Here is a 25,021-nt window from a genome sequence, read left to right on the forward strand (position 1 = left end):
TCCCCCTCCCCCTCCCCCTGCACCTGATCGTTCCGACGCACTGCGCAGGAACGATCTGCATTCTCTGATTGATATCTGCCGTTACAATGCCGCTCCCCCAAGGAGCCTGCATGTCCAACCTGATCGCCGACTGGCGCGACCGCAACACCCACCGCAAGGTCTGGGCACTCGCGGCGCCGATGATTCTCTCGAATATTTCCGTACCGCTGGTGGCGCTGGTCGACAGCACCGTGATCGGTCACTTGCCGCATGCCCATCAACTGGGCGCCGTCGCGGTCGGCGCCAGCCTGTACACCTTTCTGGCCTGGGCCATGGGTTTTCTGCGCATGGGTTCCACCGGTTTCGCCGCCCAGGCCGCCGGGCGCGGCGATGGCGCGGCGTTGCGCCAAGTGCTGTTGCAAGGCCTGCTGCTGGCGCTGGGTCTGGCGATTGTACTCGGCGCGCTCGGCGTGCCGTTGAGCGGTATCGCGCTGCACTTCATGCAACCGTCGGCGGAACTCGAGCAACTGACCCGCGAATTTTTCCACACCCGACTCTTCGGCCTCCCCGCCGCGCTGGCGAGTTATGCGCTCGTGGGCTGGTTCCTCGGCACCCAGAACGCGCGGGCGCCGCTGGCGATTCTGCTGAGCACCAACCTGGTCAACATCGCGCTCAACCTGTGGTTCGTCCTTGGGCTGGATTGGGGCGTGGTCGGTTCGGCTCGCGCCTCGGTGATCGCCGAATGGACCGGCGCACTGATCGGCCTGTTGATGACCCGCAAAGCGCTGCGCGCCTACCCCGGCCACATTGCCTGGGCAGCGCTGAAGCTGTGGCAGAGCTGGCGCCCGTTGCTGGCGGTGAACCGCGACATCTTTATTCGCAGCCTCGCGCTGCAATCGGTGTTTTTCCTGATCACCGTGCAAGGCGCGCGGCTCGGCGATGCGACGGTGGCGGCGAATGCGCTGCTGCTCAACGGTTTGCTGCTGACCGCGCACGCCCTCGACGGCCTCGCCCACGCCGTCGAAGCCCTGTGCGGGCACGCCATCGGTGCGCGTGATCGGCAAGCGTTGCGCCGTTCACTGGTGGTTGCCGCAGGCTGGTCACTGATCGCCAGCGTTGGTTTCGCCGTGCTGTTCCTGTTGGCCGGGCACTTGTTTATCGAGATGCAAACCGACATTCAGAGCGTGCGCGACACTGCGTTCATTTACCTGCCGTACCTCGCCGCCCTGCCGCTGATTGCAGTCTCAAGTTACCTGCTCGACGGTTTGTTCATCGGCGCCACCCGCGCCCGGGAAATGCGCAACGGCATGCTGCTGACGGTGCTCTTGGTGCTGCCGTTCGCCTGGGCGCTGCAAGGCTTGGGCAACCACGGCTTGTGGATAACGTTTCTGCTGTTCATGGTGCTGCGCAGCGTGACGCTCGGCGTGATTGCCTGGTACCTGCGCCGCAACGACGGCTGGTTCAGCGGCCGCGCTCACTGAGTCGGCGTGGTTTTGACGAACACGCTGATTTCCTCCAGCACCGGCGCCAAACCACGCATCGGCCGCGACAGCGTCGCTACCAGCGTGGCGTGGCCGGTGCGCGAATAATAACGATCCTGCACCGGCACGCCCGCCGCCCGCAGCTTGCTCGCCAGGCCTGCGGTATTGCGCGTCGGGTCGACCAGTTTGTCCTCAGTGGCCGCCATCAGTAACGCCGGCGGCGAACCGCGCCGCACCAGATTGATCGGCTGCGACTGCGGCGGCGAGTTCGGCCAGAAAAACACCGGACGCACCTGTGGATTCTCGATCGGCAGAAAATCATACGGCCCGGCCAGCCCGATCCAGCCACTCAAATCCTGCGGCGACATGCCCTGCGCGCCCAGCAATTTCGGCTCCAGCGCCAGCATCGCCGCGTTGTAAGCGCCGGAACTGTGGCCCATCAGGAACAGCCGTTTCGGGTCGCCGGAAAACTCGCCAATGTGCGCGTGGGCCCACGCCACTGCGCTGGCGCTGTCGTCCAGAAACAGCGGATAACGCACCTGCGGATACAAGCGATAATCCGCCAGCACCACGACGATGCCACGAGACGCGAGCGCCTCGCCGACAAAGCTGTAGTCGCTGCGCGAACCGCTGTTCCAACTGCCGCCATAAAAAAACACGACTACCGGCGCATTCGCCACGTGCTGTTTGGGCGTATATACATCGAGTTTTTGCCGTGGATCGCTGCCGTAAGCGATGCCTTCGGTCTTGTCGAAAGTGTCGTCGGGGGTCAGCGCATTCAGGGTTTTCAGGGGCGAGCACGCGGCCACCGCGGCCAATAATGTCGCGCCGATCAAAGCCGTAAGCAGTTGCCGGATTGCGCTCGCCATGTGGGTGAATCCTCGTTATCAGGGAAAATCGCCCTGCCAGAACCGGCGCAGGTGCTCGAGTCGTTCGCGCTGGCTCAGCCCGGGCAAAAAGGCCTGCTCGGGCAGCGCATCGGGGCATTGCAGGCGCAACCACAACCAGTCATCCAGCACCGGCCGTTCGCTGAAGCCCAGCGCCAGGCCTTCCTGAACATGGGACCACAGGCGGTTGTAATCAGTGCCAGTGGATCGACTCCAATGCCAAGTGTGTTGCTCGAGCAAACAACATTGGAGTCTTTCCTGTTGGCGAACGCTGAGGTTTTCCTCGATGGCCAGAGGGCTTACGGCCAATCGTGGATTGAGCAATTGCTGCCAGCCCTGGCTGCCAATCGCGCGGTCGGCCCACGTGCCGCCAAACCAGCGCAACTGGTTGATCGGACCGAGCCAGCGGGTCAACTCCTCGGCATCGCAGGCATCGAAGAAATAGCTCGCGCAGTGCGGATTGTAGTAATTGAGCAGCGCCCGATGGTGCAGGCCGACGCTGACCATCAGCATGCGCCGCAGGTGCGCGAGCAATTGCGCCACCGAGGCGTCACTCTCCAGCAGCAGACCTTGCCACGCACGCGGTTCGGCGTAGCAGCGCTCGAGCAATTGCGCCTGATCGCGCAACTCGACCAGCGCCGGACCTTGTTCGCGCAGCGGATGCAGCTCGGTGCCTTCGAACAGCCAGAAGCAGCGCAAACCGACGAATTGGTCCTGCAACAGCGCCGCCATTCGCGGCGCACCCGGCACATCCAGCAGCAACCAATGCGTGGCCGCCGCCGGCGTCTGCACGCCGATCATGCCGCACCGCTCTGGCCGAACAGCGTGGCGGTCCGGCAGGTGCAGACGCTTTCCCGACAATGCCGAAAACTGCCTCCGCCGGGCAGCAAACACAGCAACACCAAGGGTTCGCTCGATTGCAGCAAGGCCAGCAAACCGTCGGGCGCCTCGCTGGGCAGCAGCATCGGCGGTTCAATTGCGTCGATGGCGGACGGGCTGTTGAGCAGGCCGGTGATCAGCGGTTGATCCGGATCGCCGCCAATGAAGCTGACCACCACTTCAGTCCCCGCCGGCCATGACGCAAACGCCGCACTTTGCAATTCGGGCGCCAACGGCAGCCAGCAGTGATCGGATTTGGCGCCCTCGCCCTGATAGAGCCAGTCGAACTGCACGGCAATCGGTCGAGACGGCTCGGGACGCAGTTCTCCAACGTCCACCACCCAAGCCCTTTGCAGGCTGAGCATGCGCGGTTTCGCCAGCCGCTGCGGGGTGATCAACGGCGCCTCGCAGGGAATCGCTCTGATCGTGTTGGCGTAGAGAAACTGCGGATCCTGAGTGCCGCGATGTTCAACTTCGATCAGCCGCCACAGGCGATTGCGCTGGTTGAACGGCTCAGCGGACAACGGCATCAATTGACCGCTGCGCAACGTCGCCAACTCGGTGCAACCCTCAGTCACCGGGACCTTTTGCACGCCCATTTGCACTTCGAATCGGCTCAGCAGCACCGTGTCGCCGTGGTCGTGAAAGACCCGTTCTTCAGCAGTTTCCGACGGCGCCTGAGCGTCGTTGACGATCAGGCAGTGCCCGCGCCGGGAATGTTCGAAGCAGTAGTGCAGACCTTCTTCGGCGCACAGGCGCTGGAAAAACTGCAGATCCGACTCGCGGTACTGCGTGCAGAAGTCCCGCACCGGATAGTCCGCGCTCAATTGCAGGCGCCAATCCTTGCCGACAATCCCGTGCTCCTTGAGCACTTGGCGAAGAATCTGCGGCACCGAGCGCGCACTGAAAATCCGTTGGCTGAAACGCTGGCCCAGGCACGCCAGTTTCGGCCCCAAGCGCACACGACACAGCCGCGCGGCGTGGCCATGTTCGCGTTGTTCGATTTGATGAAATTGGCCGTGGATACCGTCTCCCGAAGCGTCGAAGTGCAAAAACGCTACGCGGTACAGCAGGCTGGCGAGGTCAAGGAAGGGGTCATTGATGAGTAAGTCCACCTCGAACACAAACGGTTCGCTGATGGCTTCATTGCCGGTAAAGGCCAGGACCTCAAAGGCGTCGGGCAGGCCCGCGACATCCAGACGAAATAACGGTTCGTTGACTGGATCGAACATCGGCGATTCTCTACTGGAGGGGCGGCTGGGGATTCTCGCTGAGAGACATGGCCGCGTAGAGTGCCGAAATACAACTTAGGAAATGACCTACGTGAAAAGAAGACGACTTCGCTTTAATAGCCGTTGAAGTCAGTTTTTTCGCATAAAAACAACGAATCGTCGCACCAGGTCATCTGAAATTTCCCACTGAGCGCGGGACACATTCAGACAACCCGGTGAAACGCTGCCTTACCTCAAGAAGAGAGGTAGGAAGAACGCGTCAGGCCCAGGCGCAAAGCGTCGAGGAACTGCGTACGTTCGCCGGCAGTGATGCGCGCGCTGGCGCACTTGTCGCGGTAGTGAGTCATCAACTCTTCCGGCGACAAGTGCACGTAACGCAGCATGTCTTCGATCGTGTCGTGGGTCTCGATACCGGCGTGGTAAACGCTGCCATCGTCGTTCTGGTAGATGTTCACCGAATCGGTGTCACCGAACAGGTTGTGCATGTCGCCGAGGATTTCCTGGTAAGCGCCGACCAGGAAAATACCCAGCAGGTAGTCTTCGCCCTCATTCAAACCGTGGACCGGCAGGCTGGTTTCGATGCTCTGCTCGTCGACGTATTGCTTGATCTTGCCGTCGGAGTCGCAGGTCAGGTCCTGCAATACCGCGCGGCGCAGCGGCTCTTCGTCGAGACGGTGCAGCGGCAGGATCGGCAGTACCTGGCCGATGGCCCAGGTGTCCGGCAGGCTCTGGAATACCGAGAAGTTGCAGATGTACTTGTCGGCGAGCTTGTCGTTGAGTTCGTCGAGCACTTGGCGGTGCGAACGCTGACGCGCTTTCAACGAGTTGTGCAAACGACGGCACACGGCAAAATAGCACTGCTCGGCGAGGGCTTTCTGTGCCAGGGTCAGCTTGCCATCGGCGTACTGGGCGGCGATGTCGCTCATGTAGTGCGTGGCGCGCCAGTAGGTTTCGGTGACCATTTCAATGTCGGTCGGGCCCAGCAGGTCAACCAGCCACTGCACGGTTTCCGGCAGTTCTTCTTTGTTGTCGATCTTCGGCACGTCGTCGTTGTGTTTCTCGACGTCGGTGACTTGCACCACCAGCATGGCGTGGTGCGCGGTCAGGGAACGGCCGCTTTCGGAGAAGATGTTCGGGTGCGGCAGGCTCTGCGCGTCGCAGAATTCCTTGAGCATGCCGACCACGACACCGGCGTAATCGTCCATGTCGTAGTTGATCGAACTGGCGTTACGCGAGTGCGTACCGTCGTAGTCGACGCCCAAACCGCCGCCGACGTCGATGTGATCGACCGGCAGGCCAAGGTTGCGCAATTCGCCGTAGTAACGGATCGCTTCCTTGAAGCCGTGCTGGTAATCAGCCAGGTTGGCAATCTGCGAACCCATGTGGAAGTGCAGCAGGCGAATGCCCTGGTCGAGGCCGGCAGCGCGGAAACGCTCGACCACCGACAGCAATTGCGCCGCCGACAGACCGAATTTGGATTTCTCGCCGCCGGTGTCCGCCCACTTCGACGATGCCAGCGACGACAGGCGAACGCGCAAGCCAACCTGCGGCTTGACCTTCAGCGAGGCGGCTTCTTCGATCACCAGCTCAACTTCGGATTCTTTCTCGATGACGATGAACACGTTGTGGCCGAGTTTCTGCCCGATCAGCGCCAGACGGATGAACTCGCGGTCCTTGTAACCGTTGCAGACGATGGTGCCGCCCTTCGGCGCCAATGCCAGCACGGCCAGCAGTTCAGGCTTGGAGCCGGCTTCCAGACCGATGGAAACGTTCTGGGTGGCGATGATGTTTTCGATCACCGCTTCCTGCTGGTTGACCTTGATCGGGTACAGCGCGGTGTATTTGCTCTGGTACTCAAGACGCTCGATGTTCGAATCGAAGGCGCCCGTCAGCTGACGCACGCGGTCTTGCAGGATGTCCGGGAAACGCACCAGCAACGGCAAGGACAAGCCGCTTTTGCGCAGCAGGTCGACTTGTTCGAAGAGGTCGATAGGCGAACTGGTCGGACCGTTCGGACGGACTTCTACGCGACCGGCTTCATTGATCGCGAAATATCCGGCCCCCCAATGGCGGATCCCGTAAACACTGCGGCTGTCCGCAACTGTCCATTGGCTGCCATCGTCTTTGCGTGTGCGTCGTACGGACATTGAAGTCCCCTATAAAGAAGTCATAGAGCGTCGCCTGGGTTCAGGCCGGCGCAGTCTAAAGAGTGAAAATGACGATTAGCCTGCATGTAAGGGCCATAGACCTCACATTCAGCGCTGAGTTTAGTAACCGGTCAGAACAGGCTCTGTGAAAACCATGTGGGCGACGCCAGTCCCGAGTGCATTCGAGGCTGGATCAAGCCGAGGGTGGTTTTCACAGAGGCTGCTAGCCGCCGGACTTCTTCGCTTTGAAACCGTGTTTGATCAGCTCGGCCAAGAGTAGCTCGACATGATCGCCCTGGATCTCAATGATTCCGTCTTTCAGCGCCCCGCCCGTGCCGCAACGCTTTTTCAGCGTGGTGGCGAGGTCCTTGAGCGCCTCTTCGGCCAACGGCACGCCGGTGATGGTGGTCACCGTTTTGCCGCCACGGCCCTTACTTTCGCGACGCACGCGGGCAATGCCGTCGCCGGCCGGGATCACGGTTTGTTTGCAGATACAGGCGTCCACCGGTTTGCTGCAATCGGGGCAATGACGACCTGCGTCGGTGGAAAATACCAGGCCACCAAGGGCGGCGAAGGATGCGGCTTTTTTGGCCACCGGCAATCCTCTTCGGAGGACAAAGACTGGCCGCGGCAACCCGGGAGGGCGCCATCGACCGCGAAGCCCCACTCAGGCAGGGGCAGCGCTACTGGACCGGTAAACCCTGTAGGAGCGAAGCTTGCTCGCGAAAGCGGTGTGTCAGGCCCAACCATTGTGGATGTGCCGCCGCCTTCGCGAGCAAGCTTCGCTCCTACAAAGAGCAATACCGGTTCAGTTTGAAAAGGTCGCGCAGTGTAACGGCAAAAAGCCGACTTGCTAAGAGCCAATCGGCGCCATTTCATGCCTCTTTTGCGACGTGGTTTTCCTGCGCCTTGAGATAACGCTTGAGCGCGGCCAGAGAGTCCGGGCAGTAAGGCTTTTGCTGGATTTCCTCGAGCACCTGATCGACGGGAATAAAGCGCGCTTCGAGCACCTCTTCCGGTTGCAGGATCAACGGCCCATCCCACACTGCCGAAAATGCCGAACACCACAGCCGACTCTCGCTGTCCTCGAAGTAAAAATGGTCATGAGCGGTCAGTTCGACGCCGCTCACGCCCAATTCTTCTTCGAGTTCACGGGCCGCCGACTCGGCGTAAGTCTCGTCAGCCTGGACCATGCCGCCCGCCGCCACATCCCAAAACCCCGGATAGATAGCTTTGCTCAGCGTGCGCCGGTGCACGCACAGTTCACCGGCCGAGTTGAACAGCATGATGTAGGTGCCGCGCCCGATCAGCCCACGCTCGCGCAAGTCGCTGCGCACCAGGCCGCCGAGCAGGTTGTCGTGCTCGTCGACCCAGGCGATCTGTTCAGCATCCGAGGCCGCGCGATGGGCGGCCTCTCTGGCGTTATCAACCATCTATCAGCCCTGGTTGAGCAGTTGACGCAAATCGATCACGGCCGCGTTGGCCCGCGAAATGTAGTTGGCCATGACCAGCGAGTGGTTGGCCAACACGCCGAAGCCGCTGCCATTGAGGATCATCGGGCTCCACACCGGCTCTTGCGACGCTTCCAGTTCACGGATGATCTGGCGCACGCTGACCGTGGCGTTCTTCTTCGCCAACACGTCGGCGAAGTCGACTTCGATGGCGCGCAGCAGATGCGACAAGGCCCAAGCCTGACCGCGCGCTTCGTAGAACACGTTATCGATTTGCATCCACGGGGTTTCGACGATTTCTTCGTCAACCTGCGGCACCTGGCCCGGCACGATCACTTCGGTTTTCAGCGAAGTGTTGAGCTTGACCCGACCAACACTGGCGGACAGGCGTTGCGACAACGAACCCAGACGTGTGCCGACATCGCCGAGCCAGTTGTTGAGGTTGTCGGCGCGGGCATAGAACAGCGCGTTTTTCTGTGCCGGATCGGACAGGCGAGCCTGATAACGGCTCAGGGAATTGATCCCTTCCTGATATTCCGACTCGCTGGAGGGCAGGATCCAGCTCTTGTTGTCGAAGTTGAAACGCGGCTCGGCGCGCGCCAGATCAGCGTCTTCCGCCGACTGCGACTGCGAACGGGCGAAGTCTTTGCGCAGTGCCCGCGTCAAGTCGCGGACCTGGACCAGCACGCCATATTCCCAGCTCGGCATGTTGTCCATCCACAGGCCCGGCGGGAAACGGTCGTTGGAAATGTAGCCGCCCGGTTTGCTCAGCAACGTGCCGGCCACCGATTTGAGGGTTTCCACCGTGGTGTAACCCACCACCATCTGCCGGCCGTCGCGTTCAGCAGCGACCTGGGCATTTTGCTGCACCGGGAACAGGTCGGGCTCTTCGCTCCAATACCAGCCCAAACCAATCGTCACCAACAGATAAATGGCAATCAGCGTCAGCAGCGCTCGGCTGAACAACAGGCCGCTGACATAGCTGCGGGTGGCCGATTTCGGTTCAGCGGCACGTTCAGGCGCACTGCCCGCGCGGTTCTTCCAGTCCAGCATGGCGATATCCTTTCAATCACTTGAGTTCATCGGTTCGACCACAACCCTACGCCATCGTGCCGCTGATTACCGCGCCTAAATCTCGCGCGAAACAGCGAGCCATACAATCGCGCCGTGGCCGCCCAACTATAAATGAAGCACAGTCTTGTAGCAGCTGACGAGCCTGCGAGGCTGCGTTCGGCTGCGCAGCAGTCGTGAAACCTGTGCACGAGGTCCTCCTGGAGCACCGAGCTGCCTGATTTCACGACGGCTTCGCCGCCGAACGCAGCCTTCGGCAGCTGCTACAAGAAACCTTGGCGACCAGTCGGTCACGAACTGAATGAGGTCGCTTTCGAGATTATTGACGTGCGACACTCATGTGATTGAAAAGAGATGCTAGCATAGAGCCACCAGTCGATCTCAGCATGCACCCTAACTAGTAGTCAGGATATGACCGAGCCAGAAGACCCCAGCCGTGAGCGCCTCAAGCACCATTTTGCCCAGCGGGTAATTCATCAGGCACGTCAGATTCTTGAGATATGGCAGCGCCTGCAACGCAGCGAGTGGTCCACCACCGATTTGTCCGAGCTGAGCGAAGCCAATCTGCGCCTGCTGCGCTTCGCCGAACGCTTCGAACAACCCGAGCACTCGCAACTGGCGCGCCTGATCGGCCAGTCGCTGGAAGCCGTGGACGCCAATCGCGGGCGCCTGAGCAGCGGCCTGATCACCGACCTCAACCGTTTAATGCAGCGCCTGTCGCGCACCGGCCTGCGTCACGGCGATCAACTCGACCAGACTTTTCTGCCGCCACTGCGCAAGCCGATCTACGTGATGCTGCAAGATCACGATCGCGCCGAGCGCCTGGCCAAACAACTGGAATTCTTCGGGCTCAGCGCGCAATCGCTGGACAGCGTCGCAGCGTTTCGCTCTTCGATGGTCGAGCGCTTGCCGGCGGCGATCGTCATGGATGTCGACTTCAGCGGTCCCGGCGTCGGCCTGCAATTGGCCGCCGAGGCCCAGGTTGGCCTCGACGAGCCGCTGCCACTGCTGTTCTTCAGCCTGCTCGAAACCGATACCCCGACCCGCCTCGCCGCAGTGCGCGCCGGTGGCCAGGAATTTCTCACCGGCACCCTCGAAGCGTCGAGCCTGCTGGAGAAAATCGAAGTCCTGACCTGCGTCGCGCAGTACGAACCTTATAAAGTGCTGATCATCGACGACTCCCGCGCCCAGGCCCTGCACACCGAGCGCCTGCTCAACAGCGCCGGGATTGTCACGCGAACCTTGATCGAACCGATTCAGGCAATGGCTGAACTGGCGGACTTCCAGCCCGACCTGATCATCCTCGACATGTACATGCCGGCCTGCACCGGCACCGAGTTGGCCAAGGTCATTCGCCACAACGACCGCTACGTCAGCGTGCCGATCATTTATCTGTCGGCCGAAGACGACCTCGACAAGCAGCTCGACGCGATGAGCGAGGGCGGCGACGACTTCCTGACCAAACCGATCAAGCCACGCCACCTCATTACCACCGTGCGCAACCGCGCGGCGCGCGCGCGCAATCTCAAGGCGCGGATGGTGCGCGACAGCCTGACCGGTTTGTACAACCACACGCACATTCTGCAATTGCTTGAAGACTGCTCGTTCCGCGCCCGCCGCGAGAACAAGCCGCTGAGTTTTGCGATGCTCGACATTGATCATTTCAAACGGGTCAACGACAGCCACGGCCACCCGATGGGCGACCGCGTGATCAAAAGCCTGGCGCTGTTTCTCAAACAGCGACTGCGCAAGACCGACTTCATCGGCCGTTACGGCGGCGAAGAATTCGCCATCGTCATGCCCGACACCGATGTCGAATCGGCGCACAAAGTGCTCGACGAAATCCGTCAGCGCTTCGCCGAAATTCATTACCCGGCCAAACCGCAGGACCTCTGGTGCACGTTCAGCGCCGGGGTGGTTGAGCTGCGCGAAGACTCCGACAGCCTGATGATGGCCAGCCAGGCGGACGAAGCGCTGTACCGCGCCAAGCATGCCGGACGCAACCGCGTACAAGCCGCGCACGCGTCAAAGCAAAGTGCCACTTTTTCATCGGAATTCACCGGTTCGGTCATAACCCTGTAATACAAACGCAATAAATTCAGGCGCTTACCATTCTGCCGTTGGTAGATCCGATATGCGCCTGAAGCTCCTGACCAACCTCAATACCCTCCTGCTCGTCGCCGTGTGCGTCGCCCTCGGCGCCACTTTGTGGTGGTCGCAGAAAGCTCTGGAACGCCCATATCTGTTGATGGAGCGTTACCTCGGGCTGTCGCAGCAATTCCAGAATGAAGTGGCGCGCAACGTCGAAGACTACCTGTCGAGCGGCGATGCCCTGCGCCTGAGCAGCGCCAGTCAGGCCATCGAAGGGTTGAACGGCGAACTCGCGCAACTGCCGCCAGCGCTCGCCGACACCTTGCGCCCAAGCCTGTCGGGCCTGGAAGCATTCAGCAAAACCGACCTGCTGGCCGCCGGCAAACTCGCCGGTGATCCGCAGGCGCTGCTGCTGCAAGCCGAACGCGAAATCAGCGCCAGCCTCGAGCAACTCAGCCAGTACGCCAGCGCTAACGCGACGTACCTGGCGCCGTTGCTCAACGCTTCCCAGCACTTGGGCAAACTGTCGCTGGCGCGGGACAAACTGGTCAGCAGCGGCCGCAGCGAATTGGCCGCCGACGTCGAGCGCGAAGTCGCCAACCTTCGCGCGCAAGCGCAGTTGCTGGAGGCATTGCCGCTGCTCGGGGTGACCAGCAGCAGCGAATCGAACACTGATGATTTCGCGAACATGATGGGCCTGGAAAGCAACGAAAAAACCGTCGCCGAAGATGCTGGCGTCGGCCTCAAACGCGAACTCAACAGCTTGCTCACGCGCTACCCCGCCGAACTGGCGCGCACTCGTGAGCAAATCCACAAACGTGCCGAACTCAGCGCCGCGACGCATGTGAAAATCGCCGCCGTGCAACAGGCCATCGCCGGCCTGGAACCGGCGGTGCGCGCCCAGCACGGGCAGATTCAGGGCGAAGTGCGCTTGATTCAGGGATTGATGATCGGCCTGATCCTGCTGATCGCGCTGCTCATCGACACTTTGCAGCGACGCCTGGCGCGCACGCTGACCAATCTCGCACCGGCGCTCTCGACCTGGGCCGAGGGCGATTTCAGCCAGGACATTCAACTGGGCAAAACCAATCGCGAATTGCATGACATTCAAGCCTCGCTGAATCGCTTGCGCGCTTATCTGGTGGATATGGTCGGGACCATTCGCCTGAATGCCGAACAGGTCGCCGGCAGCAGTCGCACCCTCGCCGAGTTGAGCAACGACCTGCACAGCGGCGCCGAACATCAGGCCGGCGATACTGCGCTGATCCGCGATTCGCTCGGTGAACTGGAAGCGACCATCCTGCAAGTCGCCGGCGATGCGAGCCAGGCGGCCGACGCCAGTCGCAATGCCGGATTGGCGGTGCAGCAGGGACAGAAAGTCATTGGCCTGAGCCTCACTGGGTTGCATGCGCTGGTCGGCGAAGTGCAGGGCAATGCGCAGATGATCGAACACTTGGCCGAGGAGTCGGCGACCATTGGCGGCGTGCTGACGGTGATTCGCTCGATTGCCGATCAGACCAATCTGCTCGCGCTCAACGCCGCGATTGAAGCCGCCCGCGCCGGGGAGATGGGCCGGGGTTTTGCGGTGGTCGCCGAGGAAGTGCGCTCATTGGCGCAGCGCACCGCTGGCGCCACAGCGGAAATCCAGACCTTGATCGCCGGCCTGCAAACCGCCGCGCGGCAATCGGTGGAAGGCATGCGCGCTCAGGTCGAACACGCCGAAGCCACCGCCAATCAGGCACAAGCGGCGGACGGCGCGCTGGATAAAATCGTCGGCGCGATCCAGACCATTGCCGACACCGCCGTGCGCATCGCCGATGTCACCGCGCAGCAGAGCGGCGCGGTCAGCGAGATTCGCGACCACAGCGAGCGGATCCACCAGCTGGGCGGGGATAACCTGCTGCGGATTGGCGAGGGGCGCGAGCAAGGGGAGAATTTGCTGGTGCTGGGCGGGCGATTGCATACGGCCGTTCAGGCTTTCCGCGTCTGATCGATCGCCATCGCGAGCAAGCTCGCTCCCACATTGGAATGCGCACCCCTGTGGGAGCGAGCTTGCTCGCGATGGCGTCAGAACAATCACCACAACACTCCCGGCCCTGCACACCCGCCGACTGTCCGCTATCATGCCCGCACTTCCGACACGCGAGATCGTCATGCGCCGTTTGCTTTGCCTGCTGCTTTTAGTGCTCGCCCTGCCGGCCTCCGCCGCCGGGTTGCTGGACACTCGGCCCAGTTCGACGTTGGGCTCGATCAACAACAGCGCCGACTTCCTGCCGGTGCGCGAAGCCTTTCAGTTGAGCCTGGTGGAAAGCACCGCGCAGACCATCAAGCTGCGTTTCGTCGCCGCCGACGGTTATTACCTCTACCGCCACCGCTTCCAGTTTCGCGCCGACCCGGCCGACGTCGCGCTCGGCGCCGCGCAATTGCCCAACGGTGAAAAGAAGCACGATGAATACTTCGGCGACGTCGAGGTGTACCACGCGATTCTCGATGTCGAACTGCCGCGCAGCGATCCGCGCGCCTTCACGCTGGTCGTGACCTATCAGGGCTGCGCCGACAAAGGCCTGTGTTATCCGCCGGAAACCGAGCGCTTGCGCATCGACGGCACTGGCGCCGTCGCCGCTGATCCAACCGCTGCTAGGACGGCCAACTGGAGCTGGCGTGAACTGGCGCTCTTCTTCCTCGCCGGTCTTGGCCTGACTTTCACGCCTTGCGTGCTGCCAATGCTGCCGATCCTCTCCAGCGTGGTGTTGCGCGGGCAGATCGGCGGGCTGCGCGGTTTCAATCTGTCGCTGGCTTACGTGCTGCCGATGGCCGCGTGTTTTGCCTTGCTTGGTGCGTTGATGGGGATGTTCGGCGCGCAGCTCAATCTGCAGGCGCGGCTGCAATCGGCCTGGGTTCTGGTGCCGTTCGCGATGTTTTTTGCGGTGTTTGCGCTGGCGATGTTCGGCGTCTTTGAGCTGAAACTGCCGCACTTCATCAGCAGCCGCCTCGACCGGATTGCCGGGCGCACCGAAGGCGGCTCGTTATGGGGCGCGGCGGTGCTCGGCGTGGTGTCGAGCCTGCTGGTGTCGCCCTGTGTTTCCGCGCCACTGGCCGGCGCCTTGCTGTACATCAGCGCCAGCGGCGACGCGCTCGGCGGCGGGTTGAAGTTGTTTGTACTCGGCTTGGGCATGGGCACCCCGCTGCTGTTGGTCGCGACCGGCGGCGCAGCCTGGTTGCCGAAAAGCGGCCCGTGGCTGATCTATGTGAAAAACGCGATTGGCGTGCTGTTGCTGGCCTTGGCGATTGGCTTGCTCAGCCGTGTCGTGCCGGGTCAGGTCACGTTGCTGCTGGTCGGTTTGTTGTGGGGCGGCGTCGGTCTGTTCCTCGGCGCGTTGGAATTCGTCTACAAACCACCGCGCAAACGCCTCGGCCAATTGCTTGGCGTGTTCCTGCTGTTTTACGCGATGGCTTGCTGGTACGGCGCGTTCAGCGGTCAGGGCGATGTGCTCAATCCGCTCGGCAGAACCGCGCCAGTGGTCAGCAGCGGCCAAGCGCAATCGGCTAATACCTGGCAAACCGTCAGCACCCCGGCCGACCTTGATCGCGCGCTCGCGCAAGCGAAATCCGCCGGCACGCCGCTGCTGCTGGACTGGTACGCCGACTGGTGCATCAGCTGCAAAGTTATCGAACGCGAAGTGCTTAACGACCCGAAAGTCGTCGAACGGCTGCAAGGTTATCGACTGATTCGCTTCGACATCACCGCCAGCAACGCCGAACAACGAGCGCTGCTCGACCGCTACAAATTGTTCGGCCCGCCAGCGTTGATGTTCTTCGGCAAGGACGGCGCCGAACGCGCCGATGTGCGAGTGATCGGCGAGATCAATGCGCAGGACTTCGCCGAACGTGTCGCGAAGGCAAATGACCGGATTTAATCAGGCGGTCACAAATTTTGCGCAAACATCGGCCATCGTGCTGGCTATTGCATAGAACTGGACAGTCACAAAGGCTTTGCGGCATAGTCGCCGGGTTCTGACAACTGCACTCTGACAATTGCACCTGAATAACAAGGAACAGCAGATGGCAACGCTACTGGTTCTGCACGGACCCAACCTGAATTTGCTCGGCACCCGTGAACCGGGCACCTATGGCGCTACGACACTGGCGCAGATCAACCAGGACCTGGAACGCCGTGCCCGTGAAGCCGGCCATCATTTGCTGCACTTGCAGAGCAACGCCGAGTACGAATTGATCGATCGCATCCACGCTGCTCGCGGCGAAGGTGTGGACTTCATTCTGATCAATCCAGCAGCATTTACTCACACAAGTGTCGCATTACGTGACGCGCTGCTGGCGGTGAGCATCCCATTCATCGAAGTGCATTTGTCTAACGTGCACAAACGCGAACCTTTCCGCCATCACTCTTACTTCTCCGACGTAGCGGTGGGAGTGATCTGCGGCCTTGGCGCCAGCGGTTATCGACTGGCCCTGGAGGCCGCCCTGGAACAGCTTGAAAGACCGGCAACGGCTTGAACCACAAGCGTTAAACGCCCCTGACCGACCCTTGGGAGTTGATGATTCATGGATATCCGTAAAGTTAAGAAATTGATCGAATTGCTGGAAGAGTCCGGCATCGACGAGCTCGAGATCAAGGAAGGCGAAGAGTCCGTTCGCATCAGCCGTCACAGCAAGACCCCGGCTCAGCAGTATTACGCTCCTGCGCCAATGCACGCTCCAGCCCCAGCGCCTGCCGCTGCTGCTCCGGATGCTGCCGCTCCTGCTGCACCGGCCGCACCCGTACTGAACGGCACCGTTGCCCGTTCGCCGATGGTCGGCACGTTCTACCGCAAGTCTTCGCCGTCCTCGCCGTCCTTCGTTGAAGTCGGCCAGACCGTGAAGAAAGGCGACACCCTGTGCATCGTCGAAGCCATGAAGATGATGAACCACATCGAAGCTGAAACCAGCGGTGTGATCGAATCCATCCTCGTCGAAGATGGCCAGCCGGTTGAGTACGACCAACCCCTGTTCACCATCGTTTGAACCGCGGAGAGACTTTGATGACTGCGAAGTTGGAAAAAGTTCTGATCGCCAACCGCGGTGAGATCGCCCTGCGGATCTTGCGTGCCTGCAAAGAGATGGGCATCAAGACCGTCGCCGTTTATTCCACGGCTGACAAAGAGCTGATGCACCTGGGTCTGGCGGACGAATCCGTCTGCATCGGTCCGGCATCGGCTGCAAAGTCTTACCTGCACATTCCGGCGATCATCGCCGCAGCTGAAGTGACCGGCGCTACCGCCATTCACCCAGGCTACGGTTTCCTCGCGGAAAACGCCGATTTCGCCGAACAGGTCGAGAACTCCGGTTTTGCCTTCATTGGCCCGAAAGCCGACACCATTCGCCTGATGGGCGACAAAGTTTCGGCCAAGCACGCCATGATCGCTGCCGGCGTACCGACTGTTCCGGGTTCTGACGGCCCGCTGCCGGAAGACGAAGAAACCGCTTTGCGCATTGGTCGCGAAGTCGGTTATCCGGTGATCATCAAAGCCGCTGGCGGCGGTGGTGGTCGCGGCATGCGCGTTGTGCATAAAGAAGAAGACCTGATCGACTCGGCCAAACTGACCCGCTCCGAAGCAGGCGCGGCGTTCGGCAACCCGATGGTCTATCTGGAAAAATTCCTGACCAACCCACGTCACGTGGAAGTCCAGGTACTTTCCGACGGCCAGGGCCACGCCATCCATCTGGGCGACCGCGATTGCTCGCTGCAACGTCGTCACCAGAAAGTTCTCGAAGAAGCGCCGGCACCGGGCATCGACGAGAAGGCTCGTGCTGAAGTCCTCGCTCGCTGCGTCAAGGCGTGCATCGACATCAACTACCGTGGCGCAGGCACTTTCGAGTTCCTGTACGAGAACGGCGCGTTCTATTTCATCGAAATGAACACCCGCGTTCAGGTTGAGCACCCGGTTTCGGAAATGGTCACCGGCATCGACATCGTCAAGGAGATGCTCAGCATCGCCGCTGGCAACAAGCTGTCGTATACCCAGGAAGACGTTGTCATCCGCGGTCACGCACTTGAATGCCGGATCAACGCCGAAGACCCGAAAACCTTCATGCCGAGCCCAGGCACGGTCAAGCATTTCCACGCTCCGGGCGGCAACGGCGTTCGCGTCGATTCGCACCTGTACAGTGGTTATGCGGTTCCGCCGAACTACGATTCGTTGATCGGCAAGCTGATCACCTACGGCGCAACCCGTGAAGAAGCCATGACGCGCATGCGTAATGCACTGGACGAAATCGTCGTCGACGGGATCAAAACCAACATCCCGCTGCACCGCGATCTGGTCCGTGATGAAGGTTTCTGTAAAGGTGGAGTCAACATCCACTACCTGGAACACAAGCTGGCCGAACAGCATTAAGATGTGATCCAGACCAACAAAGCCGCTTTCGAGCGGCTTTGTTGTTTCTGCAGGTTTCATCCATTTAACTGATCGGTATTGGACCGTCGAGGCTGGCTATACTCGCGCTCTACTCAACATAACGTTGACGAACCAGAGCCTGCCCATGCCCGGAAAACTGCCCATCAATCTCAACGATCTCTTGCGCCAGCGGACAGTAGAAAGCGAACGAATCGAATACAAGACAGGCTGGAACCCTGATCCGATCATTCGCACGCTCTGCGCCTTTGCCAATGACTTTGAAAACCTGGGCGGCGGGTATGTGGTGATTGGGCAAGACTGCGATGCCAACGGCCAGCCGATCTTCCCTCCGAAAGGGCTGGCCGATCATGTAATCGACAAAATCCAGCTTGAACTGCTGGAAGCGTGCCAGTCGATTCAACCCTCTTACTTTCCAGTATTGAGCGTCGAAAGAGTTGAAGGCCGCAATCTGATCGTGTTGTGGGCACCGGGAGGACAAAACCGCCCATACAAAGCTCCGGCAGCAGTGACCGCCAAGCATCGAAGCCTGCATTACTACATTCGCCGCTACACCAGCACAGTTGAAGCCAAGGGTGAAATCGAACAGGAGCTTTTGAGCCTTGCTGCCAAGGTGCCCTTCGATGACCGCTTCCACCAAAAAGCGCGTATGAGCGACCTCTCCAAAACACTGATGCACAACTTCCTGCGAGAAATCGGAAGTGCCCTCGCGCAAGATGCCGACGAGCTGAGCATCGAGGCATTGGGCCGCCAAATGAACGTGGTAGGCGGGCCGACAGAATCGCCATGGCCGAAAAATGTCGGCTTGATGTTCTTCAACAACACCCCGGAAGGGTTTTTTCCCGGTACGCAAATAGATGTGCTGTGGTTTCCAGAGGGCGCTGGTGGCGACCGCTTTGACGAAAAAATCTTCAAGGGCCCGCTGGCAACCATCACTCGCGAGGCGCTGACGTACATCCAGCGCAATTATTTGCATCAAACAATCATCAAGCATCCGGACACTGCTGAAGCAACACGAGTCTGGAACTTCCCCTACGCCGCGATTGAAGAGGCGCTGGTCAATGCCGTTTATCACCGGTCTTATGAAGAGCGCGAACCGATCGAGGTTCGCATCAGCCATGACGAGTTGGTGATCCTGAGTTTCCCCGGGCCTGATCGCTCGATCCGCCTGGAAGACCTGAGGACCGGCCGCGCGGTAAGCCGCCGCTATCGCAACCGGCGAATTGGGGAATTTTTGAAAGAGCTGGATCTGACCGAAGGCCGTTCGACCGGAATCCCTAAAATACTCAAGGTTATGGCCGCCAACGGCTCACCCGCCCCGCTGTTTGAAACCGACGACGACAGAATTTCCTATGTCGTGCGCCTGCCCGCACATCCCCAATCGCGCAGCTCTGACGCAGCAAACATGGAAGTCACCATGGAAGTCACCGTGGAAGTCGCCATGGAAGTCGCCGCTCTGCTGAAGGTGCTAGTTGGCGCTATGAGCAGACAGGAACTTCAAAAGGCCCTGCACCTGAAAAACGCCGAGCATTTTCGCAAGGCATACATACTTCCAGCCATTGCGGTCGGAGTTGTCGAGATGACGCTACCTAATCAGCCCAACAGCCGATTGCAACGCTACCGAGCAACCAGCAAAGGGATGAGATGGCTCAAAACCAATAATTTGGGCATCCAGATTTAAGATGTGATCCAGACCAACAAAGCCGCTTTCGAGCGGCTTTGTTGTTTCTGCAGGTTTCATATCAACCGCAACAGACTCATGTAGCAGCTGGCGAAGCCTGCGTTCGGCTACGAAGCAGTCGTGAATACAGGCAGTGCGGTGTTTGAGGAAGACCACTCACTCAGGTTTACGACTGCTGCGCAGCCGAACGCAGGCTTCGCCAGCTGCTACAGGGATATTGCGTTTCAACTGAGCGGCATTCGGAGTTGTCCACTCCCACAAACCCTCTGCGCTCGCGTAAACTTGCGCGCTTCTCGCAGCCCGCTAGGCTGCAATCAATATTTTTCAAAGGTGCCCGCCATGCCTTGGCTGCAAGTCCGTCTCGCCATCAGCCCAGAACAAGCCGAAACCTACGAAGACGCTTTCCTTGAAGTGGGCGCGGTGTCGGTGACCTTTATGGACGCCGAGGATCAGCCGATCTTCGAACCCGAACTCAACACCACGCCGCTGTGGTCGCACACGCATTTGCTGGCGCTGTTCGAGGACGGCACCGAGGCCGCCAGCGTGCTGGCGCACATGGAACTGCTGACCGGTGGTCCGCTGCCCGAGCATCACAGCGAAATCATTGCAGACCAGGATTGGGAACGCAGCTGGATGGACGGTTTCGAGCCGATGCGTTTCGGTGAGCGGCTGTGGATTGTGCCGAGCTGGCACGCCGCTCCGGAACCGGATGCGGTGAACCTGCTGCTCGATCCGGGCCTGGCGTTTGGCACCGGCACTCACCCGACCACCGCGCTGTGCCTGGAATGGCTCGACGGCCAGGACCTGAAAGACTGCAACGTGCTCGACTTCGGTTGCGGCTCGGGGATTCTGGCGATCGCGGCCCTGTTGCTGGGCGCCAAGCAAGCGGTTGGCACCGACATCGACGTGCAAGCGCTGGAAGCTTCGCGCGACAACGCCGGGCGCAACCACATCGCTGAAGAACTGTTCCCGCTGTACCTGCCGGAAGACCTGCCGCAGGTGCAAGCCGACGTGCTGGTCGCCAATATTCTGGCCGGCCCACTGGTGTCGCTGGCGCCGCAACTGTCCAGCCTGGTCAAGCCCGGCGGGCGTCTGGCGCTGTCGGGGATTCTTGCCGAGCAAGGCGAGGACGTCGCCAAGGCTTACGCGCAAGACTTCGATCTGGACCCGATTGCCAATCGCGATGGCTGGGTGCGCATCACTGGCCGTCGGCGCTAGAATGAGCGCCTGCATAATCCGGATCGCCGCATGACCGACAGCTTCGTCACCCAATGCCCGCATTGCCAAACCAGCTTCCGCGTCAGCCATGCTCAATTGAGCGTGGCCCGTGGGGTAGTTCGTTGCGGCTCCTGTTTGCAGGTGTTCAACGCCGCCAAGCAACTGCTTGAGCAGCAGGCCGGCAAGGATGCGGAGAAAGCGCTCGACGCCAGCGTCGTCGAACCGCCGGTGCGGGCCATCAGCCAAAAGCAATGGTCAGCTACCGAGATGGACCTCGACACGCTTGATCTCGATCAGGAACTGGCGCGGCTCGAACAGCGCGAAATCCAGCCCGTCAAGGACATCGGCCAGCACCGCGAAAACGGCCTCAGTGCGCGCCGCGATTCTGTCGAGCACGACGATGAACCGTGGTCCGACAGCCTGTTCAGCGAATCGGCGGCGGATCGCGCCCAAGCGCTCGAAACCGAACAACGGCAAACGCCGCCAGAACCAGGCAAGCACTCGCGCACCGAACCTTCGTTCTCGCTGGAACCGGTTGATCTGGACGACGAGCCGCAAGTGCCGCAGCTGTCGCACCTGCGCCTGAATGATCCGCTGGACAAACCCCAGCGCCATGAGCGTCTGTCGGCAACCGATGCACCGGACGACGACCTGCCGCCAATCGCGCCGTTGCGCAAACGGCATGAACGCAGCGCCGCGACCGAACGTGACGAGGCCCTGAGCGACCTCAGCGACGATCCGCTGCAACTCGGCTGGCAAAAACGCCGCTCGCCGTGGGGCCGGCGGATGTTGTGGCTGGCGTTGATCGTGCTCGCCGCCGCCGCACTTGCCGGCCAATACATCGCTTACCATTTCGACGAAATGGCCCGCCAGGACCAATACCGCCCGTGGTTCCAGCAACTGTGCCCAAGCCTCGGTTGCACGGTGCCGTCCAAGGTCGACATCGCCAAAGTCAAAAGCAGCAATCTGGTAGTGCGCAGCCATCCGGACTTCAGCGGCGCGCTGGTGGTGGACGCGATCATCTACAACCGCGCGACGTTCTCCCAGCCATTTCCCTTGCTGGAACTGCGCTTCGCCGACCTCAACGGTCACTTGATCGCCAGTCGTCGCTTCAAACCCGGCGAATACCTGAATGGCGACCTCGAAGGCATGGCCGAAATGCCGCCGCAAACGCCGATCCACATCGCGCTGGATATTCTCGATCCAGGTCCAAAAGCGGTGAACTACAGCCTGAGCTTCCATTCGCCCGAGTGAAACGGTTCAGTGCTCGCGCATTGACGTCGTATTTCTGACTGCACCCGCCCGGACAGAACTGCTGGCAATAACAAAATAACTGTTCAGATTTTGTTCAATTCAGCCTTTATCCAGTCATCGAGAGCGGGTATCATGCCAACCCTTTTTCGAACTCTAATGATCCGGCCCCACAACAGGGAAGTCCTATGTCGGCGGTACGCATCGGTCCATATACATTGCACAACGGCTTGATCCTCGCCCCAATGGCGGGCGTCACCGACCAGCCCTTTCGTCAGCTGTGCAAGCGACTGGGCGCAGGGCTCGTAGTCTCGGAAATGGTCACCAGCGACATGAGCTTGTGGAACACCCGCAAATCGCGGATGCGCATGATTCACGAAGGTGATCCCGAGCCACGCTCGGTGCAGATCGCCGGTGGCGATGCGCAGATGCTGGCGGATGCGGCACGGGCCAACGTCGAACTGGGCGCACAGATTATTGATATCAACATGGGTTGTCCGGCGAAGAAGGTCTGCAACAAGGCCGCCGGCTCCGCGTTGCTGAAAGACGAAGCACTGGTTACCGAGATCCTGCAGGCCGTCGTGGCTGCGGTTGATGTGCCGGTGACCTTGAAGATCCGCACCGGTTGGGACCGCGACAATAAGAACGGCCTGACCGTGGCGAAGATCGCCGAGCAGGCCGGGATCACGGCGCTGGCGGTGCATGGCCGCACCCGTGCCGACCTGTACACCGGCGAAGCCGAGTACGACACGATTGCCGCGATCAAGCAGGCCGTGTCGATGCCGGTGTTTGCCAACGGCGACATTGATTCACCCGAGAAGGCCCGGTACGTGCTCGACGCGACCGGTGCCGATGGCCTGTTGATAGGCCGGGCTGCCCAGGGGCGGCCGTGGATTTTTCGTGAGATCGACCACTTCCTGCGCACCGGCGAAAAACTCCCGGCGCTGGCATTGATCGAGGTGGAACGCATTCTGCTAGAGCATCTGGCTGCGCTGCACGTTTTCTATGGAGACGTGATGGGCGTACGGATTGCCCGCAAGCATGTGGGCTGGTATCTCGCAACCTTGCCGGGCGCCAGGGAGTTTCGCGCCCACTTCAATCGTTTGGAAGATACGGAAGCACAATGCGCCAACGTTCAGGGCTACTTCGCCGAACGTTACAAGAGCCTGACAGGGGACGGAGACGAGGTGGCCGCATGACGATGATGACCGAGACTTTAGTGAGTGGAACAACACCCGTGAGCGACAACGTGAATTTGAAACAGCACCTCAATACGCCGAGCGAAGAAGGTCAGACCCTTCGCGGGAGTGTCGAGAAGGCGCTGCACAATTATTTCGCCCACCTTGAAGGCGCTGCCGTCACGGATGTGTACAACCTGGTGCTCTCCGAAGTCGAGGCGCCCCTGCTCGAATGCGTGATGAACTACGTCAAGGGCAACCAGACCAAGGCCAGCGAGCTGCTCGGACTCAATCGAGGCACGCTGCGCAAGAAACTCAAGCAGTACGATTTGCTGTAAGCATTCAATCAAACCAGAAAGGCGCCCGCGTAAAACCGGTCGCCTTTTTTGCTGACTCCTTTGCTTTTGATGGAAATTGAAATGACCGACCAGACTACCCGCCTGCCGATCCGCCGCGCCTTGATCAGCGTTTCCGACAAGACCGGGATCCTCGAGTTCGCCAAGGAGCTTGAAGCTCTGGGCGTCGAGATCCTCTCCACCGGCGGAACGTTCAAGCTGCTGCGCGACAACGGTGTTGCCGCAGTGGAAGTCGCGGACTACACCGGTTTCGCAGAAATGATGGACGGTCGGGTGAAGACCCTGCACCCGAAAATCCACGGTGGGATCCTCGGTCGTCGCGGTATCGACGACGCGATCATGAACGAGCACGGCATCAAGCCGATCGACCTGGTTGCAGTCAATCTTTACCCGTTCGAAGCCACCATCAACAAGCCAGGCTGCGACCTGCCGACCGCCATCGAAAACATCGATATCGGCGGCCCGACCATGGTTCGCTCGGCAGCAAAAAACCATAAAGACGTGGCCATCGTGGTGAATGCCAGCGATTACGCCAGCGTGCTCGAAGGCCTGAAGGCCGGCGGCCTGACTTACGCGCAGCGTTTCGACCTGATGCTCAAGGCTTTCGAACACACCGCCGCCTACGACGGCATGATCGCCAACTACATGGGCACTGTGAACCAGAGCGCTGAAACCCTCAGCACCGAAGGTCGCAGCGAGTTCCCGCGCACCTTCAACAGCCAATTCGTCAAGGCTCAGGAAATGCGCTACGGCGAGAACCCGCACCAGAGCGCGGCGTTCTACGTGGAAACCAAGCCTGCCGAAGTCGGCATCGCCACCGCGACCCAACTGCAAGGCAAAGAGCTGTCGTACAACAACGTGGCTGACACCGACGCCGCGCTGGAGTGTGTGAAGAGCTTCGTCAAACCAGCCTGCGTGATCGTCAAGCACGCCAACCCGTGCGGTGTGGCGGTGAGCCCGGACGCCGAGGGCGGTATCCGTCAGGCCTACGAACTGGCTTACGCCACCGACACCGAATCGGCATTCGGCGGCATCATCGCGTTCAACCGCGAACTGGATGCTGAAACCGCCAAAGCCATCGTCGAGCGCCAGTTCGTCGAAGTGATCATCGCCCCATCCGTCAGCGAAGAAGCCCGCGCGATCGTGGCCGCCAAAGCCAACGTGCGCCTGCTGTCCTGCGGCGAGTGGTCGGCTGACCGCGCCGCGGCGTGGGACTACAAACGCGTGAATGGCGGTTTGCTGGTGCAGAGCCGCGACATCGGCATGATCGGCAGCGAAGACCTGAAAGTCGTGACCAAACGCGCCCCGACCGAGCAAGAGATCAACGACCTGATCTTTGCCTGGAAAGTCGCCAAGTACGTTAAATCCAACGCCATTGTCTACGCGAAAAATCGCCAGACCATCGGTGTCGGCGCGGGCCAGATGAGCCGCGTGAACTCGGCGCGGATTGCCGCGATCAAGGCTGAACACGCTGGTTTGCAGGTCGCCGGTTCGGTAATGGCCTCTGACGCGTTCTTCCCGTTCCGCGACGGTCTGGACAATGCGGCCAAGGTCGGCATCACTGCGGTGATCCAGCCAGGCGGTTCGATGCGTGATGCCGAGGTGATTGCTGCGGCTGATGAAGCCGGCATCGCCATGGTGTTCACCGGCATGCGCCACTTCCGTCACTAATACACCGATCCCCTGTGGGAGCGAGCTTGCTCGCG

At 60.6% G+C, this 25,021-nt stretch carries 20 protein-coding genes; 13 read left to right on the plus strand and 7 right to left on the minus strand.

Going from position 1 to position 25,021, the window contains the following annotated elements:
- The first annotated feature begins 110 nt into the window (after positions 1–110).
- On the plus strand, positions 111–1,460 hold the full coding sequence (locus tag BI292_RS15970) for an MATE family efflux transporter (protein ID WP_101208423.1): 1,350 nt from the start codon (positions 111–113) through the stop codon (positions 1,458–1,460).
- On the opposite strand, the gene BI292_RS15975 is transcribed toward BI292_RS15970, so the two are convergent.
- The 7 genes from BI292_RS15975 to BI292_RS16005 form a co-directional block, all read right to left on the minus strand.
- On the minus strand, positions 1,454–2,329 hold the full coding sequence (locus BI292_RS15975) for an alpha/beta hydrolase (RefSeq protein WP_101208424.1): 876 nt from the start codon (positions 2,327–2,329) through the stop codon (positions 1,454–1,456). The genes BI292_RS15970 and BI292_RS15975 overlap by 7 nt on opposite strands.
- 18 nt (positions 2,330–2,347) lie before the next feature.
- Positions 2,348–3,148: a DUF4123 domain-containing protein gene (locus tag BI292_RS15980; protein WP_101208425.1), complete on the minus strand. Its 801-nt coding sequence runs from the start codon at positions 3,146–3,148 to the stop codon at positions 2,348–2,350.
- Positions 3,145–4,458 (minus strand): type VI secretion system Vgr family protein, encoded by a 1,314-nt coding sequence (locus BI292_RS15985; protein ID WP_101208426.1) that lies wholly within the window; start codon positions 4,456–4,458, stop codon positions 3,145–3,147. Before BI292_RS15985 ends, BI292_RS15980 begins: the two co-directional genes overlap by 4 nt.
- A gap of 233 nt (positions 4,459–4,691) precedes the next feature.
- The gene (gene speA, locus BI292_RS15990) at positions 4,692–6,605 is read right to left on the minus strand and encodes an arginine decarboxylase (RefSeq protein ID WP_092273843.1); all 1,914 of its coding nucleotides are present in this window, start codon (positions 6,603–6,605) and stop codon (positions 4,692–4,694) included.
- A 223-nt stretch (positions 6,606–6,828) separates the two neighbouring features.
- Positions 6,829–7,200, minus strand: coding sequence for a translation initiation factor Sui1 (locus BI292_RS15995; protein ID WP_074873454.1), 372 nt, complete (start codon positions 7,198–7,200; stop codon positions 6,829–6,831).
- A 280-nt stretch (positions 7,201–7,480) separates the two neighbouring features.
- Entirely contained in the window at positions 7,481–8,038 is a 558-nt protein-coding gene (locus tag BI292_RS16000; protein WP_101208427.1) for an NUDIX hydrolase, read from the minus strand.
- Positions 8,039–8,041: 3 nt separating this feature from the next.
- The gene (locus BI292_RS16005) at positions 8,042–9,109 is read right to left on the minus strand and encodes a DUF2333 family protein (protein ID WP_092273852.1); all 1,068 of its coding nucleotides are present in this window, start codon (positions 9,107–9,109) and stop codon (positions 8,042–8,044) included.
- 429 nt (positions 9,110–9,538) lie between these two features.
- Here BI292_RS16005 and gcbA point away from each other — a divergent pair, with 429 nt between their 5' ends.
- The 12 genes from gcbA (at position 9,539) to purH (ending at position 24,986) form a co-directional block, all read left to right on the plus strand.
- A complete protein-coding gene (gene gcbA, locus BI292_RS16010) occupies positions 9,539–11,209 on the plus strand; it encodes a diguanylate cyclase GcbA (RefSeq protein ID WP_092273855.1) in 1,671 nt (556 codons plus the stop codon).
- A 1,156-nt stretch (positions 11,210–12,365) separates the two neighbouring features.
- Entirely contained in the window at positions 12,366–13,208 is an 843-nt protein-coding gene (locus tag BI292_RS29490; RefSeq protein ID WP_371918734.1) for a methyl-accepting chemotaxis protein, read from the plus strand.
- Positions 13,209–13,371: 163 nt separating this feature from the next.
- Complete coding sequence (locus BI292_RS16020; RefSeq protein ID WP_101208429.1) at positions 13,372–15,135, plus strand: protein-disulfide reductase DsbD; 1,764 nt, start codon at positions 13,372–13,374, stop codon at positions 15,133–15,135.
- Positions 15,136–15,280: 145 nt separating this feature from the next.
- The gene (gene aroQ, locus BI292_RS16025) at positions 15,281–15,733 is read left to right on the plus strand and encodes a type II 3-dehydroquinate dehydratase (protein ID WP_092273864.1); all 453 of its coding nucleotides are present in this window, start codon (positions 15,281–15,283) and stop codon (positions 15,731–15,733) included.
- A gap of 48 nt (positions 15,734–15,781) precedes the next feature.
- On the plus strand, positions 15,782–16,240 hold the full coding sequence (gene accB, locus BI292_RS16030) for an acetyl-CoA carboxylase biotin carboxyl carrier protein (RefSeq protein WP_101208430.1): 459 nt from the start codon (positions 15,782–15,784) through the stop codon (positions 16,238–16,240).
- Positions 16,241–16,257: 17 nt separating this feature from the next.
- Complete coding sequence (gene accC, locus BI292_RS16035; RefSeq protein WP_092273870.1) at positions 16,258–17,613, plus strand: acetyl-CoA carboxylase biotin carboxylase subunit; 1,356 nt, start codon at positions 16,258–16,260, stop codon at positions 17,611–17,613.
- Between the two features lie 145 nt (positions 17,614–17,758).
- Entirely contained in the window at positions 17,759–19,312 is a 1,554-nt protein-coding gene (locus BI292_RS16040) for a Fic family protein (protein WP_101208431.1), read from the plus strand.
- Between the two features lie 339 nt (positions 19,313–19,651).
- Positions 19,652–20,530: a 50S ribosomal protein L11 methyltransferase gene (gene prmA, locus BI292_RS16045; protein WP_101208432.1), complete on the plus strand. Its 879-nt coding sequence runs from the start codon at positions 19,652–19,654 to the stop codon at positions 20,528–20,530.
- Positions 20,531–20,560: 30 nt separating this feature from the next.
- Entirely contained in the window at positions 20,561–21,784 is a 1,224-nt protein-coding gene (locus tag BI292_RS16050) for a DUF3426 domain-containing protein (protein WP_101208433.1), read from the plus strand.
- Between the two features lie 185 nt (positions 21,785–21,969).
- Positions 21,970–22,980 (plus strand): tRNA dihydrouridine synthase DusB, encoded by a 1,011-nt coding sequence (gene dusB, locus BI292_RS16055; RefSeq protein WP_101208434.1) that lies wholly within the window; start codon positions 21,970–21,972, stop codon positions 22,978–22,980.
- A complete protein-coding gene (gene fis / locus BI292_RS16060) occupies positions 22,977–23,297 on the plus strand; it encodes a DNA-binding transcriptional regulator Fis (RefSeq protein ID WP_007907419.1) in 321 nt (106 codons plus the stop codon). Before dusB ends, fis begins: the two co-directional genes overlap by 4 nt.
- A gap of 81 nt (positions 23,298–23,378) precedes the next feature.
- Positions 23,379–24,986: a bifunctional phosphoribosylaminoimidazolecarboxamide formyltransferase/IMP cyclohydrolase gene (gene purH / locus BI292_RS16065; protein ID WP_101208435.1), complete on the plus strand. Its 1,608-nt coding sequence runs from the start codon at positions 23,379–23,381 to the stop codon at positions 24,984–24,986.
- Positions 24,987–25,021 lie beyond the last annotated feature (35 nt).

The sequence above is a fragment of the Pseudomonas sp. 43NM1 genome (assembly GCF_002836905.1).
Lineage (GTDB): Bacteria > Pseudomonadota > Gammaproteobacteria > Pseudomonadales > Pseudomonadaceae > Aquipseudomonas > Aquipseudomonas prosekii.

Coding starts and splice junctions, on each gene's coding strand:
- BI292_RS15970 (WP_101208423.1), top strand. CDS start 111: ATGTCCAACCTGATCGCCGACTGGCGCGACCGCAACACCCACCGCAAG.
- BI292_RS15975 (WP_101208424.1), bottom strand. CDS start 2,329: ATGGCGAGCGCAATCCGGCAACTGCTTACGGCTTTGATCGGCGCGACA.
- BI292_RS15980 (WP_101208425.1), bottom strand. CDS start 3,148: ATGATCGGCGTGCAGACGCCGGCGGCGGCCACGCATTGGTTGCTGCTG.
- BI292_RS15985 (WP_101208426.1), bottom strand. CDS start 4,458: ATGTTCGATCCAGTCAACGAACCGTTATTTCGTCTGGATGTCGCGGGC.
- speA (WP_092273843.1), bottom strand. CDS start 6,605: ATGTCCGTACGACGCACACGCAAAGACGATGGCAGCCAATGGACAGTT.
- BI292_RS16000 (WP_101208427.1), bottom strand. CDS start 8,038: ATGGTTGATAACGCCAGAGAGGCCGCCCATCGCGCGGCCTCGGATGCT.
- BI292_RS16005 (WP_092273852.1), bottom strand. CDS start 9,109: ATGCTGGACTGGAAGAACCGCGCGGGCAGTGCGCCTGAACGTGCCGCT.
- gcbA (WP_092273855.1), top strand. CDS start 9,539: ATGACCGAGCCAGAAGACCCCAGCCGTGAGCGCCTCAAGCACCATTTT.
- BI292_RS29490 (WP_371918734.1), top strand. CDS start 12,366: ATGGTCGGGACCATTCGCCTGAATGCCGAACAGGTCGCCGGCAGCAGT.
- BI292_RS16020 (WP_101208429.1), top strand. CDS start 13,372: ATGCGCCGTTTGCTTTGCCTGCTGCTTTTAGTGCTCGCCCTGCCGGCC.
- aroQ (WP_092273864.1), top strand. CDS start 15,281: ATGGCAACGCTACTGGTTCTGCACGGACCCAACCTGAATTTGCTCGGC.
- accB (WP_101208430.1), top strand. CDS start 15,782: ATGGATATCCGTAAAGTTAAGAAATTGATCGAATTGCTGGAAGAGTCC.
- accC (WP_092273870.1), top strand. CDS start 16,258: ATGACTGCGAAGTTGGAAAAAGTTCTGATCGCCAACCGCGGTGAGATC.
- BI292_RS16040 (WP_101208431.1), top strand. CDS start 17,759: ATGCCCGGAAAACTGCCCATCAATCTCAACGATCTCTTGCGCCAGCGG.
- prmA (WP_101208432.1), top strand. CDS start 19,652: ATGCCTTGGCTGCAAGTCCGTCTCGCCATCAGCCCAGAACAAGCCGAA.
- BI292_RS16050 (WP_101208433.1), top strand. CDS start 20,561: ATGACCGACAGCTTCGTCACCCAATGCCCGCATTGCCAAACCAGCTTC.
- dusB (WP_101208434.1), top strand. CDS start 21,970: ATGTCGGCGGTACGCATCGGTCCATATACATTGCACAACGGCTTGATC.
- fis (WP_007907419.1), top strand. CDS start 22,977: ATGACGATGATGACCGAGACTTTAGTGAGTGGAACAACACCCGTGAGC.
- purH (WP_101208435.1), top strand. CDS start 23,379: ATGACCGACCAGACTACCCGCCTGCCGATCCGCCGCGCCTTGATCAGC.